General features: G+C 40.0%; 4 protein-coding genes. 3 read left to right on the top strand and 1 reads right to left on the bottom strand.

Features of this window, described 5'->3' with window-relative positions:
* Window positions 1-275 precede the first annotated feature (275 nt).
* Window positions 276-1,271: a MobV family relaxase gene (gene mobV, locus DPV92_RS09705; RefSeq protein ID WP_111354685.1), complete on the bottom strand. Its 996-nt coding sequence runs from the start codon at window positions 1,269-1,271 to the stop codon at window positions 276-278.
* 726 nt (window positions 1,272-1,997) lie between these two features.
* Here mobV and DPV92_RS09700 point away from each other — a divergent pair.
* From DPV92_RS09700 to DPV92_RS09690, 3 genes are read left to right on the top strand one after another with little or no spacing between them, the layout of a single operon-like run.
* Complete coding sequence (locus DPV92_RS09700) at window positions 1,998-2,204, top strand: hypothetical protein (RefSeq protein ID WP_105903808.1); 207 nt, start codon at window positions 1,998-2,000, stop codon at window positions 2,202-2,204.
* Window positions 2,205-2,214: 10 nt separating this feature from the next.
* Entirely contained in the window at window positions 2,215-2,769 is a 555-nt protein-coding gene (locus DPV92_RS09695; RefSeq protein ID WP_105903807.1) for a replication/maintenance protein RepL, read from the top strand.
* Window positions 2,770-2,779: 10 nt separating this feature from the next.
* Complete coding sequence (locus DPV92_RS09690; RefSeq protein WP_105903806.1) at window positions 2,780-2,977, top strand: hypothetical protein; 198 nt, start codon at window positions 2,780-2,782, stop codon at window positions 2,975-2,977.
* The last annotated feature ends 176 nt before the right edge of the window (window positions 2,978-3,153 follow it).

Raw genomic sequence — 3,153 nt, 5'->3', positions numbered from 1 at the left:
GTCGGGGGAGCTGATTTAGTTCCTCGACAAGCTCCCCTGATGTGTATCAACTTCGTTCAATTCGAGGTAGAACCGCAACAGAGGACGTTAAAATGAGTTCACTCATTAAAACCGTTCTAACCGTGGGAGCTTGCCTGTATCTTGCCGGATGCGCAAGCACTCGCGGTTTAAACGACACTCAACAAAAAAACGTATGCGTTAATTGTTGTTGCACTAAGTGTAGCGACTAAACCTTAAGTTTTCAACCCTTAGCAATTTCGCTAGGGGTTGTTTTTTTATATTTTCAAGCCACCACGCCCCATAGAACGCTTTTGAGCCTCAATACGCTCTTTTTCATTTTCCGCCCTAAACTCTCTGATTTTAGCGTTTAATGCGTCTAATTGAGCCGTAGAAAGCCCTTTAGTGTTTATCCTATGATTGTCTAAGGTTTCTGTTAATTCACGCTTTAACGCTTGATTTTGACGCTCTAAATCGAAGTTTTTTAAATTACCATCTCTTTTCGCTTTAGATACGTCCTCTTTCAACTCTTGAATTTCCTTGCTCATAACGTGAATTTGGGCTTGTTTATGTTCAAGGATTTCAGAAACTCTTTTGTTCACTCGTGCAATCACAACACTGTCATCTTCATAGGTATCTTGAAACAATCCCTTTTTGAGTAACTGCGGTCTAAGATCCTCATAAGTGAGTTGCGGAGTATCGTTATTTTTCAGCTCTCCGTAAAACCTCTGAACCCTTTGATGTTTTGCCTTTGAGCCTTTAATGCCACGCTGTAACAATACATTCCGCCCCACTCTTTGAGCAAAATCATCTTGCATCTCGGACATCAATTTTTTACCGCCTAAAAACTTCTTACAATTCAGTTTTCCACGTTCATCAAGCGGAACAACGTATGCCACAAGGTGCGGTGTTTTTTCGTCATTGTGTATCGAAATGCACTTGATATTATCTTCCCCGTGTCGCTCTTTAAGCCACTCAATCGAGCTGTCAAAATACTGTTTAATTTCTCGCTCATCTGCTAACTCAAACCATTCAGGACTAGCCGTAATCAGATATTCAACGCACTTCACACAATCCGCCCGATACTTTTCGGGTAATCCCTTTTCAATTTCCGCCCGAACTTCTGCGGTTGAATTCCCCCCGATATGGATATTCAATCCCGTCCGATTTTCATCAGCATTAGGGGTCATACGTTCCCGGAAATTATGTTCCAGGCTCGCACAGATATTTCCCCATTCCTTGAGTTTTTTTGTTCTCAAAATCGCATATTTCATTGTTATATTTTTCCTTTGGTGTACTCACTACACCAATTTTAAAAAAATTGGTCGTTCGCCCTGCGGGGCGTAGTATCCCCCTATTCGTTGGATACGTCAAGATCGGGGGGTGTCGGGGGGAATTACCGTGTAATTTCCCCTGACGGTAGAGCAAGCTCTGCTTGCTCGATAACCCTGCTCGATGTTGCTACGAAGTGGCTACCGTGTTGGGCGTGCCAACAGCGAACAGCCAGACGGCAACAACCCCCCCTCTGCTGAAACCCTAAAGCCAAGCGAACCACGCTGATTAGGTAATGCGAAACTCTCGGGGGTATTCATCTTGGTGACATTATGGGGATTACGCTCTTTCAGTCGTCAAGGTCAAGCCCTACGGGTTGCCTACGGCAAACCTTGACAACTGACCGCTTCACCCCGTCATTTTCACCAAGACGAACGCCCCCTATTGCCGTTTAAAAACGACCAAAAAAAAGACCTCAAAAATGGCTTATATAAGATATAAGAAGGGAAACATCGATGAAGTATTGAAAATGCTAGATCGAGATTTCAAAATTGAACATCGAGGCTATCAGAATAGAGCATTCTGAATATCAATAAATTGATAGCCTAGCGTTTACTTTTCAAAGTATTTTGATAATATAGCTATCAATTAGTTGATACGCTAAAGTTTTTTTATGAGCCTACGGATATCAATTTATTGATAACCTTGATATTAAAAAGGGGTGAATTATGGCAACACTTATGGAAAAAGACAGTCTAATCAATGGTATTTCTCAAACTCTTGGATTGATTGTAATTCAAACTGGAGAGCGTAACGAAGATAGTAACTTATTGGCTGAATTGCGTAATAAGTTATACGCCCTCAATCCCGAAGAAATCAACTATGAAGAACTTTCTAAATTAGTTAGAGAAAAATTTAATAAATACAAATTTTAGGCGGTGAATTATGGCTATTCGATATGAAAGCAACCCATTTACAAAGGATTTAGTAATCCCATTAAAGAACAGACAAGTCCAAATTTCAAGATTGGGCGAAGATAACAATATCGTTATCAATCAAGAAACGGGGGAGTTTCTAGGCGGAACATCGGTTGTCACGTACAAAAAAGTCGATAGCACCCAATTTATTAAACTTTTCACCCAAAATATCAAACTTGCATTTGAATTAACTCAAGCTGGGCAAAAGGCTCTCTACGTATTGTTTTGGACTATGCAAGACAAAACTATGATTAACAAAGATCGGGTAACTTTAGATCAATATACCCTTAAAGACTTTTCTAAGGAAAACCCTGAATTAACCATATCAATAGCCACTTTTAGACGTGGATTAGGTGAGCTAACAAAAGCCAAAATCCTAGCCTTAGCAGAAAGACTAGGCGATTATTTTATTAACCCGAATTTTGTTTTTAATGGCGATAGAGTAGCCTTTACAACTGTTCTTGAAGTTGAGAAAGTGAAACAAATGGATCTAGTTGAAGCTATCGAAAAAAATTCAAACTAAAGGGGTTTTTATGATAATACACGGTATTTCACTTGATGATATAAAGGCTTTATCTGATGTGCAATGGCAAGAATTAGATGAATCCACACGGGAAGAATATGAATTAATTTTAAGCTACGAATGCCTACTACCTAACGACTTTGTTGATAGTAAAAATAGCACTGGTTGTTGGTCAAGCGACTTTATAGCCGAATATGTTGTGACTTAAAAAACAAAACCGCCATTACAGGCGGTTTATGCTAAAATGAATTTTGGGTGTCGGGGGAGCTGATTTAGTTCCTCGACAAGCTCCCCTGATGTGTATCAACTTCGTTCAATTCGAGGTAGAACCGCAACAGAGGACGTTAAAATGAGTTCACTCATTAAAACCGTTCTAACCGTGGG

This window comes from Pseudohaemophilus paraphrohaemolyticus (assembly GCF_003253115.1).
In the GTDB taxonomy this organism is placed as follows: Bacteria; Pseudomonadota; Gammaproteobacteria; order Enterobacterales; family Pasteurellaceae; genus Haemophilus_A; species Haemophilus_A paraphrohaemolyticus_A.
The sequence above is the reverse complement of the archived record's forward strand: the minus strand, read 5'-3'. Positions and strand labels throughout refer to the sequence as shown.

Excerpts from the sequence above, each read along its gene's own strand:
- DPV92_RS09690 (WP_105903806.1), top strand. The coding sequence starts at position 2,780 with ATGATAATACACGGTATTTCACTTGATGATATAAAGGCTTTATCTGAT.
- DPV92_RS09700 (WP_105903808.1), top strand. The coding sequence starts at position 1,998 with ATGGCAACACTTATGGAAAAAGACAGTCTAATCAATGGTATTTCTCAA.
- mobV (WP_111354685.1), bottom strand. The coding sequence starts at position 1,271 with ATGAAATATGCGATTTTGAGAACAAAAAAACTCAAGGAATGGGGAAAT.
- DPV92_RS09695 (WP_105903807.1), top strand. The coding sequence starts at position 2,215 with ATGGCTATTCGATATGAAAGCAACCCATTTACAAAGGATTTAGTAATC.